Below are 14,695 nucleotides of genomic sequence, written 5' to 3'. Positions count from 1 at the left end.
GCATTGGACAGGCACCACACGGGAAGTTGATAGGCGTATCATGGATAAACTAGGGCAAGCGCAAGGGAACTCGCGCGATTTACCTTTGATTAAGTGAGAACGGCAGAGCGCAGTGTGCGGAATGTTCCACGCAAGATGTGGCGTCGCGCATCTGAAGCGGCGCGAGGCGTGGCTTAGATCAGCCCGCGACGGGAACGACGTCAGCCGCACGCGGCAGCGCACTCCGCGATGAAGCTTGCAGCGCGCATTCGACGAAGCGCCGCGGCAGCAGCGAGGCATTGCTGGTGCGCATCGCCACCAGCATGCGGCTTTCGGCATCCGGTGTATCCAGCGGCCTCGCGACGACATTGGCGACTCCAGCGTCCTGATAGCAGGACGGCAGAATCGAGAGTCCAATTCCGGCAGCAACCAGGCTGAGCACAGTGCGCAGTTCATGCGCTTCCTGCGCCACGCGGGGCGCAAAGCCCGCCCGCCGGCACAGCATCGCGGACTGGTCGCACACGCCGCAACCGCTATCCGCCATTCCGACGAACTCGTGCTCGGCGAGATCGGCGACCTTCAGTCGCCCCTGAACGCCAGCCAGCGGATGATCGAGCGGCAGAAAGGCCATCAGCAGGTCGCGCCAGACGACGTGGACTTGCAGATCGGCCGCGGGCCTGAAATCAAGCGGCGGCCGCATGATCGCAACATCGAGCTCGGCGTCGGCGATAGCCTGAAGCTGCTTGGCGGTCGACATATTCCGCAGCTCGATCTTCACCCGCGGATAGCTGGAGCGAAAGCTGCGGAACAGCTCGGCGAACATGTCGAGCATCGGGACCGAGCCGATGAAGCCGACCCGAACCACGCCGGCCTCGCCCCGCGCCGCGCGACGCACGGTCTCCGATGCCAGATCGAGCTCACCGACGGCGCGCCGCGCATGCTCGAGCAGCAATTGCCCTGCCTGGGTCAATGCCACCGCACGGCGCGTCCGCGCCAGCAGTTGCGTCCCAAGTTCGTCTTCCATCGCCTTGATCTGCGTGCTCAGCGGCGGCTGGCTGACATGCAGGCGTTTCGCGGCGCGGCTGAAGGAGAGTTCTTCGGCCACCGCGATGAAGTAGCGAAGTTGCCGGTAGTCCATCGCTTATTCCGATTCCCTATAAGTGAGAGGTCAACAAGGTATTTGACCCCACCGGGCCATTTCCCGATCTTGGCGCGAAATTACGGGGGTCTCCCAGCGGAGACACGCGAATTTGCGTCAAGATCGGATCAAGCGGCACTGCGCGCACCGCCGATCGGCCATGCGATCGCGCCGCAGCCGATTGGCGATCTCCCAGAAAGCTGCGCGCGCCGGTCACCGGCAACATCATAATAATAAGGGAGGAATTCAATGGCCTATTCATCTGCAAGCGAGCTGGAGCGGCAAACCATCCGCCGCGTGTATTGGAGGCTGATCCCGATCCTGTTCGTGATGATGTTCTTCAACTATCTCGATCGCATCAATCTCGGCTACGCCGGCTTGACCATGAACAAGGATTTGGGCCTCAGCCCCGCGATCTTCGGCTTCGCGGCCAGCATTTTCTTTCTCGGCTACATGGTGCTCGAAGTCCCAAGCAATCTGATGCTGCACCTGCTCGGCGCCCGGATCTGGCTGGCGCGCATCCTGATCACCTGGGGCCTCGTCGCAACTCTCACCGCTTTTGTCTGGAATCCGCTCAGCCTCTACGTCATGCGATTCGGCCTCGGCGTGGCGGAAGCCGGCTTCATGCCGGGCGTAGTGCTCTATCTGACCTACTGGTTTCCGCCGCGCTATCGCGCCCGTGCTGTTGCCGGATACATCATCGCAGGCTCGTTCTCGGCGGTGCTTGGCGGGCCGATCTCGACCAGCGTCATGACCTGGTTCGACGGCGCCGCCGGCCTGCACGGCTGGCAATGGATGTTCATCGCCGAAGGCGTCCCGACCATTCTTCTCGGCCTGTTCACGCTCTATTATCTGACCGACCGTCCCGCCAAGGCGAGCTGGCTCACCCGCGAGCAGGCCGACTGGCTGGAAGGTGAGCTCGCCGCCGAACGGGCCGAGATCGCGCAACAAGGACAACACAGGTTGATCGATTGCGTCCTTGACATCAGGGTCTGGCTGCTCGCGACCTTGTTCGGCTGCGCGCTGGTCGGCATCTACGGCCTGCTCTTATGGCTGCCGCAGATCATCAAGGGCATGGGCAACCTCAGCAATATCGAGGTCGGGTTTCTCTCGGCAATCCCTCCGCTGCTCGGCGTCGTCGGCACCATCGTGGTGAGCCGCAGCTCGGACCGGACGGGCGATCGCAAGTTTCACCTCGCCGCGGTGTATCTGCTCGCCGCCGTCGCGATGCTCGGCAGCGCCTACGTCCAGAGCCCGGTGCTCGCCTTCGTCTTCCTTTGCGTGGCCGGCTTCAGCTTGAACGCCGGCAACCCGCTGTTCTGGAGCATCAATGCCTCGCTACTGACAGGCGCCGCCGGCGCCGCGTCGATCGCGCTGGTCAATACGCTGGCGCAGTTCGGCGGCCTGATCGGCCCCTGGTGCATCGGCCTGATCAAGGACTCCACCGGCAGCTTCTCATGGGCGCTGGTCGGGATCGCCGGCTTCCTGGTCATCGCCTCCGCGATCGCCGCCACCATGCGCGTCAAACCCCGCGAGGCGGAGCTGACGGCAGCGATCTCGTCATCCGTTGCGCACTGAAAGAGAGAGTAAGGTCATGATCATCGATTGCCACGGGCACTACACCACCGAGCCGCCCAAGCTGCACGCGTTTCGCGACAAGCAGCTCGCCGGCCTCGCCGACAAGTCACGCCGTCCGCTCTCGACCAATCTCGGCATCACCGACGACGAGATCCGCGACAGCGTCGAAGGCGCGCAACTTCGCTTGCAGAAGGAGCGCGGCACCGACGTCACGATCTTCTCGCCGCGCGCCGCCGGCATGGCGCATCACGTTGGCAAGGCAGCGACCAGCCTGGAATGGACCAGGGTCTGCAACGACCTGGTGCATCGGGTCTGCACGCTATTCCCGAACAACTTCGTCCCGGTCTGCCAGCTCCCGCAGAGCCCGGGCGTGCAGCCGAGCAACTGTATCGAGGAGCTCGAGCGTTGCGTCAACGAGCTCGGCTTCGTCGGCTGCAACCTCAATCCTGACCCGGCGGGCGGCTACTGGTGCGATCCGCCGCTGACCGATGAATGGTGGTTTCCACTCTACGAGAGAATGGTCGAGCTCGACGTGCCGGCGATGGTCCATGTCTCTTCGTCCTGCAACCCGTGCTTCCACGGTACCGGCGCGCATTACCTCAACGGCGACACCACGGCCTTCATGCAGTTCCTGACATCGGACCTGTTCAAGCGCTTCCCGACCCTGCGATTCATCATCCCGCATGGCGGCGGCGCGGTGCCTTATCACTGGGGCCGCTACCGCGGCCTGGCGCAGGACATGAAGCTGCCGCCGCTGTCGGAGCATTTGCTGAAAAACGTGTTCTTCGACACCTGCGTCTATCATCGCCCGGGCATCGAGCTGTTGACGAAGGTGATCCCGATCGAGAACATCCTGTTTGCGTCCGAGATGGTCGGCGCGGTCCGCGGCATCGACCCGGAGACCGGGCACCACTTCGACGACACCCGCCGCTATATCGATGCGCTGCCGAGCTTGAGCGAAGAGGACAAGGCCAAGATCTATGAAGGCAACGCGCGCCGTGTCTATCCTCGCCTGAATGCTCACCTCGAACGCCGCGCGCAGTAGTGTTGCTGCGCGACCAATACTCTATCTCCTCATCCTGAGGAGCCCGCAGGGCGTCTCGAAGGATGCAGGCCACAGGCGGGGCCTCATGGTTCGAGACGCGCGTTCCGCGCTCCTCACCATGAGGGACTCACAGCAAAACGACAATTGACTTCAGCGCCCATCACAGACCCGGAGAAAACCGATGGCCATAGGATTTGCAATTCACAAGGCGAAGCGAAAGGTATCGCCCGACCTGGTCGCGCGCTTCCGCACGCTGCCGGTCGCCAATATCAGCGATAGCATGTCGCGGATCGCGGGCACCAACCGGCTGCGTCCGATGCATGCCGGCGGCTGGCTCGGCGGCCCGGCGCTGACCGTCAAGACGCGGCCCGGCGACAATCTGATGGTCCACAAGGCGATCGACCTTGCCCAGCCGGGCGACGTGATCGTCGTCGATGCCGGCGGCGTGCTGGTCAACGCGATCATCGGCGAGATCATGTCGACGCTGGCCGAGAAGAAGGGCGTCGCCGGCTTCGTGATTGACGGCTCGATCCGCGATGCCGGCGCGATCCGCGCCGGGTCGTTTCCGGTGTTTGCCGCGGGCGTCGCGCATCGCGGCCCCTACAAGGACGGCCCCGGCGAGATTAATTGCGCCATCTCGATCGACGGCATGATCGTCGAGCCCGGCGACCTCATCGTAGCCGACGACGACGGCGTGCTGTGCGTGCCGTATGACCAGGCCGAGGAGATCTGCAAGCTGACCGAGGCCAAGAAGGCGAGCGAGGAAAAGGCCATCCAGCAGATCCTGGCCGGCACCAGCGACCGCCGCTGGGTCGACGAGGCGCTGCAGCGGCTTGGCTGCGAGTACAGGGACTGATCGCCGGGCCGTGATGAGATCGAGAACCGGTGCCGGAGGTTCACTTCTCCCTTGGGGGAGGTGAATCTCAGTTGCCGCTCTAGTTCAATTCAGCTCATCAGCTTTAGCGGCCGCCGAAGAGAATCGGCGACTGGCCGGGCAGCAGTGGCGAGTTGATGTCGCTGTCGGTGCGTTCGGATTGCAACTGCGTGTAACCAACCCCGAACGACAAGCTCACATTCGATGTCGGCCGATACTCGATACCTGCATGCGCGGCGTAGCCGGCGTTGGTGCCCGACGCGGTGCTGAACGGCGCGATCGGTCCGCCGATGCCTGGGGCGTTGTATTTCAGAGAATCAAACCCGGCGTAGAACGTGACCGGTGATGATCCATCCGCGCCCTTGAAGTTGTAGCCGAACCGCGAGCCCTGGTAATCAAACGAGCCGAACGCCCCGGCCTGGCCGAGACCGCTCAAGCCGAAGCGACCCGCTTCGCCATTGACGAACCAGCCTTCGGGACGATTGCCGTTCAGATAGGCGGAGCCGCCTTCGCCAAAGCTCGGAAAGTTCCCGTAGGTGTCCGCCTTTTGGCCATCGGCGAGGCTTGCGCCGAAGCCGAACAGCGAGCCCGGAGTCCAATACGGCACCGGGCCGGTTTGAGCGTTAGCCGCGCGGCCGCTGACACACAGCGCCGCCAACACGATTACGAAACCGCATTTGCGTGAGAAGATCGACATTCCGATACCGCCAACACCCCCGCGAAACTATACGCTGCGGACATCGAGAATGCCAGCGGAACAGCCTCGGCGCCACCTGCCCGGCCCTCTCGGAAAACGCCAGCCACGCGCCTTCGTCCCGCACCGTCAAGTCAGGGCGTAGCAGCACTCGCAGCGGTCATCCTTCAACTATCGTGTGCTATGAAATCCGCAAGCTGGCTCCGCGGAGCCGGAGACCGAGGCGGCCGGCAACGCGTTGCGACGCGATATTGTCTCGGCCGGTGCTGTAGAACAGGGCGCGAGAGCGAAGTTCGGAAAGCCGCGACCATCCCGCCGTCACAGCGGCGGCAAGGCCCCGACCTCTGAACGGCTTCGCTGTCACCAGCCCGAGTTCGGCTCCGGCTTCGGCAAGCCGCGCCGCAAAGGCCACGGAGGCGACGTCACCATCAACAATGGCGGCGCACCAAGGCGTCCAGAAGTCCGTCGCTCGACCAAAGCCGAGTTCAATGAAGCTTTCCGGAACTCCGTCCGCCGCCCAGGATCGGATCAGATCTCGCCCTTCCTCGGAATCGCTGCTGACGAGCCGCGCGCCGCCCGGATACGGATGCGCCCACGGCAATTCGTAGATCAGACCCAAATCGGCGATCGCGGGACGATCACCGTGGAGGAGCGACAGATAGCGTTCAAGATATTTCGGTGATGCCGGGTAGACGAACGGCGGCTCATCCCCGGCAAGGGCTTCCAGTTCCGCCGCAAGGTCGTCGGTCAAATCGGCACGCACTCCGAACACATTGCCATCCGCGCAACCGGCCAGCCAGAATCGCGGTCCACGCGAACAATCCGGATCGTTCTCGCGTTCTATTCGCCGGTCGCTCCTCGTGCGAAACAACGTGCAGTATTGCAGGTTCAACCAGTGGGCGTTGCGACTCATGGGGCAGTATCTAGCAGCTTCTCGGCATCCGTCGAGGGTCGGCATCCGGCTCTACGGGACCTCAGCAGTCCTAGCGTCGTCGCCTCCGGATATTGGGCTCGGGTAGCTTGGTCCTGAAAATTGTAAACGGGCCCGAGCGCGGCAGGTTGTTCTTGAAGGCCACTTCCCACAAATGCGAATCGGCGATGTAGAGGTAGCCCTGACTGATCGCAAAGCCGTCGGCCCACGAAAGCTTTCCGGGATCGCGAACGAAGACCTTGGTCGCGAGCGTATGGCTCGGCGTCCTCGTGATGGCGACGACGCTGCCGTGCTCCAGATCGCCGCCATAGAGCGTGCCGCGTCTGTCCATGATCAGGCCACCGCTCAACACGGAGCTACCGAGATATTCGACCTTCCTGGCAAGCTCGGTGTCGGACAGCCGGTCATCACGCAAGGCCGCGGTGGGCACGCGCCAATAATTGTGGTCCGTCAATGGCCGGTAATAGAGCCATTGGGAATCCGGCGAGAGTGCGATGCCGTCGGCATGGATCGCAACCACCGATCCATCGGTGCGCAATGCGGGATCCTTGCCGATCATGAGATGCTGCTTGGGATCGGCAAATGTCGAACGGTCGCCAACCAGCACCTGCCGGGCCTTGCCGGTCTTCAGATCCAGCACGACCAGGCTGCCCTTGTTCGCCGCATTGGTCAGATAAGCGAAGTTGTGAACGACATCGACACGCACATCGTTGAGCGAGTCCTTCGCGGACACGACGCCGCTGAAGTCATATTGTCGGATGACCTTGTTGGTCGAGAGGTCGAACTCGACCAGTTTCGGCGGCAGACGCTCCTGATCGACCTTGGACAACGACGAGTCGAGCGCCCAAAGATGGTCTCTGCGGTCCACCCAAAGGGCCTGGACCGAGATCCACTGCGAACTGCCGTTGCCTTGCTCGTCGAATTTATTCCATGCTGCATCGGGATAAGGCTTCAACTCGCCCGTCCTCGGATTGACCTCGACCATACTGTAAGCCGATCGGGCCCGGCTTGCCGGTGCGGTCGCGAACACACGGCCCTTTGCCGAGACGCCGATACCGACCAGCCGGAAGTCATCCTGGAATGCCTTGACCGTTTCGAGGGCCGGCCCAACCCTTGTCATCCCCTCCGGGCTTTCACCATGCGCCGCGATCGGCGACAGCGCGACGCCAAGCAGGATCATCTTGTGCAGCATTGCCTTGGACAACGGGACCTCCCTGTCGATATGCCCCCTGCGCCCCGCTGACAACTTGATCACCCGGCCACGCGTTCCGGCATGGGACACATCCGATTGCGCCGCGCGACGATCGGTCGGGCGTCTAGGGAGAATATCAATGGAGGAGGATCAGAACTGCGAGGCGGTTCAATGGCGCGACGGCTTCACGATTCTGCTCGAGCGCCAAACGATTGCCTCGCGGGCGGTCGCTTGTTCGTGAGGGCTCGCCGACCGCTATCGCCTGCGCTTCCGCAGCAGCAGACGCAAGTCTGGTTCGCGCCGATGTTGGTCGTTGGCCGAGCATAACACTCTGATCCGTTGGTCGGCTCACTGCCGTCAAACCCACGCGTGTGATGAGCGGGCATCAATGGGCCCCGAGGCGACGGCGCGCGGCAAGCGCAGCGATGCATACCTGCCTTCGGTCGATAGATTGGCAAATGCAACGCACCGGGTGAACAGGTCACCACCCGGTGCGTTGCCAACTGACCAGCCACAATGCGCTGAGAACGCTAGGTCAGTCGATTTGCTTGACTAGCCGCTGCTGGGGGGAGGGGGAGCGGCGGGGGTCAAAGCCGTGGAGACCTTGCCGAAGACGTCGATCAACTGCGTGCCGACACCCTTGACGGCCCCGATGATCACAACCGCGATGCCCGCCGCGATCAACCCGTATTCGATGGCGGTAGCCCCGGATTCATCCTTAAAGAACTCAACGCAAATAGCCTTCATCGCTGTACCCTTTTCTACTTTCCAAAACGATGGGACATCTCTGCGTCCACAACCGGGGGTAGCGCGACAAATCCTAAAGCTGTTTGAATCGCCGATCCGTCGATTTGCGCGACAATCGAACGAAATTAAACCTCGAATTGTGCTGAAAGCAGACCGGCCGGATTTGAACAAGGGTGCCGCGCGGGCTCCGGAGCGGTCGAGGGACGCGATCAAACTACTTCGAAAACAATGGCTTACGACCCTGATCGCCGAGCGTTGAGATGCCGATCGCGGCGTTCGAACCGACCGATTGCTGCGCGTCCTTTGCGCCGGATTACGGCGTATGCGGCGGCCCGCCGCGCGACAACTTGCCGCTGTCGAGCCAGATCTACTCGCGTATTCAGATACCGGGTGGCATTGCAACGATTCAACCTCGGCAAGCGGGCGCACGCGAGGCAAGCGCTCCGGGACGGGACGGGCAAGCGCGCCAGACGCGCTCTCACATTCCGTCGCCCGACAGACTCACATTGCGTCGGCCGACAGAAAGGTGCCGCGCTTGATATCCCGCGAACGGCCTAGGAATTCGGAGATCAGCGCAGGATGCATCGCCTCTACGGCACGTGTTCTCACCTGCAATTTCGGATGTGTCGTCACCGCCGATCGTTACCGCGAATTTAGCAACCTATCCCGCGAATTAATGCTCTCGACAGGACGCGGTAATGCGGCGGCGATAGGTTTCTCCTTAGCCATATCAGGCAACCAATCCCGGGAGAACCATCATGCCAGACGACAACACCAAATTGCGTCACAGGATCTTGTCGGCCCGACGTCTCACACTGCTCGGCTCCGTTGCGATGATCGGCGGCGCGCTCGCGATCGCAGGGCCGTTGGGACACGGCCGACTTGTCGAGCAAGCCTTTGCCGCCACTCAGGCGTCACAGACGCAGGGTCCCGCCGGCTTCGCCGACCTGGTCGCGAAGGTCAAACCGGCGGTCATTTCGGTGCGCGTGAAGCTCGACGAAGGGAGCGATACAACTGGTCCCAGTGCTGAGAACCTGCCGCCGTCGATGAAGGGCACGCCCTTCGAAAAATTCTTTCGCCAGTTCGGCTTCGACGGCACTCCCGGCGGCAAGCTGCCGCGCCATGAGGTCATCACCGGCGTCGGCTCCGGCTTCTTCATTTCGGCCGACGGTTATGCCGTGACCAACAATCACGTGGTCGATCATGCGACGTCCGTGCAGGTCACGACGGACGACGGGACCATCTATACCGCCAAGGTGATCGGCACCGATCCGAAGACCGACCTTGCGCTGATCAAGGTCGACGGCAAGAAGGACTTCACCTACGTCAATCTCGAAAGCCAGGTTCCTCGGGTCGGCGACTGGGTCGTGGCGGTCGGCAATCCCTATGGCCTCGGCGGCACCGTGACGGCCGGCATCATCTCGGCCGAGGGGCGCGATATCGGCGCAGGCCCCTATGACAACTACATCCAGATCGACGCGCCGATCAACAAGGGCAACTCCGGCGGGCCGACCTTCGACACCAACGGCAACGTCATCGGCGTCAACACCGCGATCTATTCGCCATCCGGCGGCTCGGTCGGGATCGGCTTCGACGTGCCGGCACCGACGGTGAAGATGATCGTCGCCCAGCTCAAGGAGCACGGCACGGTGACGCGCGGCTGGCTCGGCGTGCAGGTGCAGCCGGTCACGACGGGCATTGCCGAGAGCCTCGGCCTGAAGCAGGCCAAGGGCGCGCTAGTCGACGAGGCCCGGCCGGACACGCCGGCGGCACAAGCCGGCATCCGCCCCGGCGACGTGATCACGTCTGTCAACGGCAACGCGGTCAAGGACTCGCGAACGCTCGCGCGCGAGATTTCCGGCATGGCCCCGGGTAGCACGGCGAAGCTCGATATCCTGCGCAAGGGCGAGACCCAGACGGTCACGGTGACGCTCGCCAAGATGCCGAACGACACTAATGTGGCGCGGGCAGACCAATCCGAGCAAGGATCGCCGAAAGGCATTCCCCATCTCGGCCTGTCGGTTGCCCCGGCGGGCGATGTCGGAGGTGCCGGCGACAAGGGCGTCGTGGTCACGGCGGTTGAGCCGGGCGGTCCGGCAGCCGAGCACGGCCTGCAGTCCGGCGATGTCATCCTGTCGGTCGGAGGCAAGGATGTCAGTTCCGCCGCCGACCTTCGCAACGCCCTCTCGGAAGCGAAGTCCGACGGCAAGCATGATGTCCTGATGCGGGTCAAGACGTCGGACAATACGCACTTCGTCGCGATGCCGATCAGCCAGGGATGACGGCTGGCCCGCCGTCGCGTATTCTCCAAGCGCGACGGCGGGCTCGATCACCGAGATGTCGATCAATTCTTGGTGGCAGCACCGGAACCGCTATCGGAAAGCCGCGAATGGCATCGAAGACCACGATCAATATCTGCTGCGTCGCCGCGGCTTCCGCGGCGCGCTCGCGTCTTAAGCGCATTCACTGGACGAGCAAGCAATGAAGAGATCCCATCGCGCCATCGCAATTGCCTGTGCGGTATCGGCGGCCGCCATCGGCCTCGGTCTGGCCCCCCGCGTTCTTGCCGGCCCTTCGACGGCCGACCTCGGACTTCTCGCGGGCGTGATGCAGCTCGTGCAGCAGGACTACGTACACCCGGTCGACTCGAGCCAGCTCACCGACGCGGCCCTGAAGGGAATGCTGTCCCGTCTCGATCCGCACTCCTCCTACATGACCGAGCCGGAATTCCGCGAGTCCAAGGAGGATATCAGCGGAAAGTTCGGCGGCATCGGCCTCAAGATCACGGATCACAACGGCTTGCCCACTGTTCTCTCGCCGATCGACGACACGCCGGGCGCCCATGCGGGCTTGCAGCCGGGCGATACGATCGTTTCGGTCGACGGCCAGAGCACGCACGGCGCTGACCTCATGGAGGTGATCAGGAAGATTCGCGGAACACCTGGAACGATCGTCAGGCTGACGGTCCAGCGCGATGGCAAGCCGCCCTTCGACGTGCCACTCACCCGTCAGGTCATCGAGATCCACAGCGTCAAGTCACGGTTGGAAGCGAATGAGATGGGATATGTGCGGATCAGCGAGTTCGGCAAGGAGACGCCGAACGAGCTGCACCAGGCCATCTCGACGCTGCAGCACGAGGCCAACGGCAAGCTGGCCGGTCTCGTCCTCGATCTGCGCAACGACCCCGGCGGCCTGCTTTCCTCCGCGGTCGACGTCTCCAGCGATTTCCTGAACGGCGGCACCGTCGTCTCGATCCGCGGCCGCAACGGCAATGACGATCAATCGTTCACGGCTCCCGCAACGGGTGCGCTGCTGCCGGACACGCCCATCGTGGTCCTCGTCAACGGCGCCTCCGCGTCGGCCTCCGAGATCGTTGCCGGCGCATTGCAGGATCGTCACCGCGCAACCGTGATGGGAACGCAGAGCTTCGGCAAGGGATCGGTTCAGACCATCATCCCGATCAAGGACCACGGCGCCCTGCGGCTGACGACGGCGCTCTACTACACCCCGTCAGGACGCTCGATTCAGGGCGACGGGATCACGCCCGACGTCGTCGTCGAGGCGGCCAAGGACGAACAGGTCGCCAACTCGCTGGTCTGGCGCGAAGCCCAGCTCCACGGTGCGTTCGCCAATCCCGGAACGCTGCCGAGATCCGACGCAACGCCGGGCGCCAAGGGCACATCCGCCCAAACCGCTTCACCGCCGATCAAGGAGCAACTGATCGGTAGCGATCATGACAGCCAGCTCAAGGCAGCGCTGAATTATCTCGAACGCTTGCCGGCACAAAATCCGCCGATCATCCGCACCAGTGCACCGGGATGATGTCCCCGTAGCGCAGGATGTGGCGTGCATGCTTCACGACGGGTCACACGCCCATGACCAGAGAGCAGCGAACCGCCCCGTCCGAGCCGGAGAAGCCGACGATGGCGGGCGCATTGTCCGCCTGGATCCGCGAATCCTGGCGCGCGCTCGTCGGTTGGGCGTGTCTGATCGGTGCATCGCTGATCGGATTCGGAGTGACCGAGGGGGCCCCGTATCATCATCTCGCGGTCGGCATTCTGCTGACCTCATCGACGCTGTTCGTCTGCATGGCGTTGTTTGAGGGCATCTGGCGGCTGTTCGTCGATCGCGAGTCCTGAGCTCGCATCCATCCCGGCCCGCACCTCTCCATCGCCAGCAGTGCAGGAATGCGGCCCCCTCCGCTTTGATGAGTCGCCCCGATCGCGGGGTCGGCGTAGGCTGCGTCCCTCGCCATAAAAATAACGGGAGGCCCAATGTCGACAATTGACCAGCCCGCCCAAGGGCGTGCCGCGGACATCCTCGCTCGCCTGGATCGGCTCCCGGGCACACGACATGTCTGGACGATGATCACGCTGCTCTCGCTCGGCGGCATGTTCGAGCTCTACGATCTCTTCATGACCGCCTACATCGTCCCCGGTCTTCTGAAGGCGGGATTGCTCAAGGACGTGTCCGTCAGCATCTTCGCGGGTCCGGCGCTGTTCGTCGCGGCAACCTTCACCGGCCTGTTCATCGGCACCTGCGCGTTCGGCTATGTTGCCGATCAATACGGACGCCGGACGGTCTTCACCTATTCGATGCTGTGGTACAGCGCGGCGACCTTCGTGATGGCGTTCCAGGACACCGGCCTTGGCGTCAGCCTGTGGCGGCTGATCGCCGGCATCGGCATCGGCGTGGAACTAGTGACGATCGACACCTACGTTTCCGAACTCGTGCCCAAATCGATGCGCGGCCGCGCCTTCGCCTTCAATCAGGGCGTCATGTTCTCGGTCGTGCCGATCGTGGCGTTCATCTCCTACATGCTAGTGCCGATCAGCCCGTTCGGCGTGGACGGCTGGCGCTGGGTGGTCCTGATCGGCTCGACCGGCGCGCTGTTTGTCTGGTTCATCCGCCGCTCAGTGCCGGAGAGCCCGCGCTGGCTGATCAATCAGGGGCGGCTCGACGAGGCCGACGCGGTGACGACGGCGATCGAAAAGAAAGTCCAGGACGATCTCAAAGGCGCGGCGCTGGCGACGCCGGGCAGTCATGCCGTGGAGAAGGCCGAACCCCTGGGACGCCTGGCCGAGATATTCGCACCACGCTATCGCAGCCGCACCTTCATGCTGATGGTCTTCCAGTTCTTCCAGACCTTCGGCTTCTACGGCTTCGCGGCCTGGGTGCCGACCCTGATCGCGCAACAGACCGGCATCAACGTCGGCAAGAGCCTGCTGTATTCGTTCATCATCGCGATCGCCAATCCGTTCGGGCCGTTGCTGGCCATGAGCTTCGCCGACAAGTTCGAGCGCAAGTGGCAATTGGTCGCCGCGGCCTGCTGCATCGGCATCTTCGGAATGTTGTTCTCGTATCAGAGCACGATGCCGCTGCTCATCCTGTTCGGCGTGCTGATCACGCTTTCGAACAACATCCTCTCCTACTCGTTCCACAATTATCAGGCCGAGCTGTTCCCGGCCCGGATCCGGGCGCGCGCGGTCGGGTTCACCTATTCGCTGAGCCGGCTCAGCGCGATCTTTGCGAGCTTCATCATCGGCTTCTTCCTGCAGACCGCGGGCACCAAGGGCGTGTTCGGATTGATCGCCGGCGCCATGCTCATCGTGGTCGTCGCCATCGCCGGATGGGGTCCACGCACGCTCGACCGCGAGCTCGAGGAGATCTCGAAATGACGTAGCCGCCGGCACGAGCAACAACGCCCGGCCCTGGTTCACATCCACCTTTGATCCAGGTTGCCAGAAGCGGACATTTACTCGCCTGCATCCGGCCGCTATGGTCGAGCATGCCGCCAGCCCGCTCCGTGCTCCTGGATCTCGACGGAACGCTCGTCGATTCGCAACCGGGCATTGTGGCAAGCTGTTCGGCCGCCCTGCGTGCGCTCGGACACGAGCCCGGCGATGCGCGCGAGATCAGGCGCGCGATCGGACCGCCGCTCGAAGACATCTTGCAGGCCCTGCTGCGGCCGCACGGTGACGACCGGCTCGATCAAGCCGTGGCGGCCTACCGTCAGCACTACGGCGAAAGCGGTCTGCTCGGAAGCGAGCCTTACCCCGGAATCGGCGAGGCGCTCCGCGACATGCGGCAAGCCGGCTTGCGGCTCTATCTGGCGACGTCGAAGCGCGACGTGTTTGCGCGGCGCATCCTGGAGAACCTGCAACTCGCAACGTATTTCGACGGCATCTACGGCTCGGTGCCGGGCGGCCAGCTCGACCATAAGCCCGAGTTGCTCGCCCACATCCTAGCTGAACAGCGGGATATCCGTGCCTCGCACAGTCTCATGGTCGGAGATCGCCGGCATGACATCGTCGGCGCTCACGCGGTCAAGATGCGCGGCGTTGGCGTGCTTTGGGGATATGGCAGCCGGGACGAGCTCGAGGCGGCCGGCGCAGATCGATTGGTGGAGCGGACGGCGGACCTTGCTCGCATTGTTCTGTCAATGCTGAACGGGTAGCTGTCGCGCATGCGGCCAAGTGGCCCGGTTCCGAAGTTCGGCTTCGGCTTGACCGGTCAC

At 63.3% G+C, this 14,695-nt stretch carries 13 protein-coding genes; 8 read left to right on the top strand and 5 right to left on the bottom strand.

Annotated features, from left to right (window positions below; genetic code table 11):
- Window positions 1-178: 178 nt before the first annotated feature.
- Window positions 179-1,117 carry a LysR substrate-binding domain-containing protein gene (locus P6U25_RS07175; protein ID WP_407150804.1) on the bottom strand — a complete coding sequence of 313 codons (939 nt, stop codon included), beginning with the start codon at window positions 1,115-1,117 and terminating at the stop codon, window positions 179-181.
- A gap of 249 nt (window positions 1,118-1,366) precedes the next feature.
- On the opposite strand from P6U25_RS07175, the gene P6U25_RS07170 reads away from it, so the two are divergent.
- From P6U25_RS07170 to P6U25_RS07160, 3 genes are all read left to right on the top strand, one after another.
- A complete protein-coding gene (locus tag P6U25_RS07170) occupies window positions 1,367-2,695 on the top strand; it encodes an MFS transporter (protein WP_407150803.1) in 1,329 nt (442 codons plus the stop codon).
- Window positions 2,696-2,711: 16 nt separating this feature from the next.
- Complete coding sequence (locus P6U25_RS07165; RefSeq protein ID WP_407150802.1) at window positions 2,712-3,740, top strand: amidohydrolase family protein; 1,029 nt, start codon at window positions 2,712-2,714, stop codon at window positions 3,738-3,740.
- 181 nt (window positions 3,741-3,921) lie between these two features.
- The gene (locus P6U25_RS07160; protein ID WP_407150801.1) at window positions 3,922-4,596 is read left to right on the top strand and encodes an RraA family protein; all 675 of its coding nucleotides are present in this window, start codon (window positions 3,922-3,924) and stop codon (window positions 4,594-4,596) included.
- A gap of 103 nt (window positions 4,597-4,699) precedes the next feature.
- Here the strand turns inward: P6U25_RS07160 and P6U25_RS07155 are convergent, their stop codons facing one another.
- The 4 genes from P6U25_RS07155 to P6U25_RS07140 form a co-directional block, all read right to left on the bottom strand.
- Window positions 4,700-5,275 (bottom strand): outer membrane protein, encoded by a 576-nt coding sequence (locus tag P6U25_RS07155; protein ID WP_407150800.1) that lies wholly within the window; start codon window positions 5,273-5,275, stop codon window positions 4,700-4,702.
- Window positions 5,276-5,489: 214 nt separating this feature from the next.
- The gene (locus tag P6U25_RS07150; protein WP_407150799.1) at window positions 5,490-6,221 is read right to left on the bottom strand and encodes a GNAT family N-acetyltransferase; all 732 of its coding nucleotides are present in this window, start codon (window positions 6,219-6,221) and stop codon (window positions 5,490-5,492) included.
- A 70-nt stretch (window positions 6,222-6,291) separates the two neighbouring features.
- On the bottom strand, window positions 6,292-7,443 hold the full coding sequence (locus P6U25_RS07145; protein ID WP_407150798.1) for an L-dopachrome tautomerase-related protein: 1,152 nt from the start codon (window positions 7,441-7,443) through the stop codon (window positions 6,292-6,294).
- A gap of 540 nt (window positions 7,444-7,983) precedes the next feature.
- Window positions 7,984-8,178 (bottom strand): Flp family type IVb pilin, encoded by a 195-nt coding sequence (locus P6U25_RS07140; RefSeq protein ID WP_407150797.1) that lies wholly within the window; start codon window positions 8,176-8,178, stop codon window positions 7,984-7,986.
- A 758-nt stretch (window positions 8,179-8,936) separates the two neighbouring features.
- Here P6U25_RS07140 and P6U25_RS07135 point away from each other — a divergent pair.
- From P6U25_RS07135 to P6U25_RS07115, 5 genes are all read left to right on the top strand, one after another.
- Complete coding sequence (locus tag P6U25_RS07135) at window positions 8,937-10,460, top strand: Do family serine endopeptidase (protein WP_407150796.1); 1,524 nt, start codon at window positions 8,937-8,939, stop codon at window positions 10,458-10,460.
- A gap of 199 nt (window positions 10,461-10,659) precedes the next feature.
- Complete coding sequence (locus P6U25_RS07130) at window positions 10,660-12,000, top strand: S41 family peptidase (protein ID WP_407150795.1); 1,341 nt, start codon at window positions 10,660-10,662, stop codon at window positions 11,998-12,000.
- A 53-nt stretch (window positions 12,001-12,053) separates the two neighbouring features.
- The gene (locus tag P6U25_RS07125) at window positions 12,054-12,317 is read left to right on the top strand and encodes a hypothetical protein (RefSeq protein WP_407150794.1); all 264 of its coding nucleotides are present in this window, start codon (window positions 12,054-12,056) and stop codon (window positions 12,315-12,317) included.
- Between the two features lie 135 nt (window positions 12,318-12,452).
- Entirely contained in the window at window positions 12,453-13,856 is a 1,404-nt protein-coding gene (locus P6U25_RS07120; RefSeq protein WP_407150793.1) for an MFS transporter, read from the top strand.
- 110 nt (window positions 13,857-13,966) lie between these two features.
- Window positions 13,967-14,635: an HAD hydrolase-like protein gene (locus tag P6U25_RS07115; RefSeq protein WP_407150792.1), complete on the top strand. Its 669-nt coding sequence runs from the start codon at window positions 13,967-13,969 to the stop codon at window positions 14,633-14,635.
- Window positions 14,636-14,695 lie beyond the last annotated feature (60 nt).

The organism is Bradyrhizobium sp. ORS 86, assembly GCF_045571475.1.
Lineage (GTDB): Bacteria > Pseudomonadota > Alphaproteobacteria > Rhizobiales > Xanthobacteraceae > Bradyrhizobium.
The sequence above is the reverse complement of the archived record's forward strand: the minus strand, read 5'-3'. Positions and strand labels throughout refer to the sequence as shown.

Coding starts and splice junctions, on each gene's coding strand:
- P6U25_RS07130 (WP_407150795.1), top strand. CDS start 10,660: ATGAAGAGATCCCATCGCGCCATCGCAATTGCCTGTGCGGTATCGGCG.
- P6U25_RS07135 (WP_407150796.1), top strand. CDS start 8,937: ATGCCAGACGACAACACCAAATTGCGTCACAGGATCTTGTCGGCCCGA.
- P6U25_RS07120 (WP_407150793.1), top strand. CDS start 12,453: ATGTCGACAATTGACCAGCCCGCCCAAGGGCGTGCCGCGGACATCCTC.
- P6U25_RS07115 (WP_407150792.1), top strand. CDS start 13,967: ATGCCGCCAGCCCGCTCCGTGCTCCTGGATCTCGACGGAACGCTCGTC.
- P6U25_RS07170 (WP_407150803.1), top strand. CDS start 1,367: ATGGCCTATTCATCTGCAAGCGAGCTGGAGCGGCAAACCATCCGCCGC.
- P6U25_RS07175 (WP_407150804.1), bottom strand. CDS start 1,117: ATGGACTACCGGCAACTTCGCTACTTCATCGCGGTGGCCGAAGAACTC.
- P6U25_RS07140 (WP_407150797.1), bottom strand. CDS start 8,178: ATGAAGGCTATTTGCGTTGAGTTCTTTAAGGATGAATCCGGGGCTACC.
- P6U25_RS07160 (WP_407150801.1), top strand. CDS start 3,922: ATGGCCATAGGATTTGCAATTCACAAGGCGAAGCGAAAGGTATCGCCC.
- P6U25_RS07150 (WP_407150799.1), bottom strand. CDS start 6,221: ATGAGTCGCAACGCCCACTGGTTGAACCTGCAATACTGCACGTTGTTT.
- P6U25_RS07125 (WP_407150794.1), top strand. CDS start 12,054: ATGACCAGAGAGCAGCGAACCGCCCCGTCCGAGCCGGAGAAGCCGACG.
- P6U25_RS07165 (WP_407150802.1), top strand. CDS start 2,712: ATGATCATCGATTGCCACGGGCACTACACCACCGAGCCGCCCAAGCTG.